Source organism: Adlercreutzia equolifaciens (genome assembly GCF_029076695.1).
In the GTDB taxonomy this organism is placed as follows: Bacteria; Actinomycetota; Coriobacteriia; order Coriobacteriales; family Eggerthellaceae; genus Adlercreutzia; species Adlercreutzia equolifaciens_A.
The window spans coordinates 1-313 of record NZ_JARFIK010000277.1; the positions used below are offsets into that span (position 1 = coordinate 1).

Consider the following 313-nt stretch of genomic DNA (forward strand, 5'->3'; position numbering starts at 1 on the left):
GGAGTAAAGATGATACGTCGAATTAAGAACATACAGCCTCTTTCGAACCTGCAGTTGAGGGTGTGCTTTGACGACGGTCGCGTTGTTCTCTACGCTGTTGCAGAGGATGTGCGGGATATCCCGTCTTATGCGCCCCTTAAAGAGCTTACAGGGCTGTTCGAGCAGGTAAAGATCGATCAGAGCCGAAGTTGCGTCTACTGGAATGACGAGATAGATCTGCCCAGCGATGCCATTTACGAGTATGGCTGCGAATTGTCGCCAGCAGCCGCTTAGGATCTTCGAGGTGTCAGCTATGACGCGAATTTACACCTGC

1 protein-coding gene is annotated in these 313 nt (G+C 51.1%); it reads left to right on the forward strand.

Features of this window, described 5'->3' with window-relative positions:
* Positions 1–273, forward strand: a 273-nt coding sequence (locus PZH32_RS12395; protein WP_275208551.1) for a DUF2442 domain-containing protein, incomplete at its 5' end; no start/stop codon positions are given.
* Between the last annotated feature and the right edge of the window lie 40 nt (positions 274–313).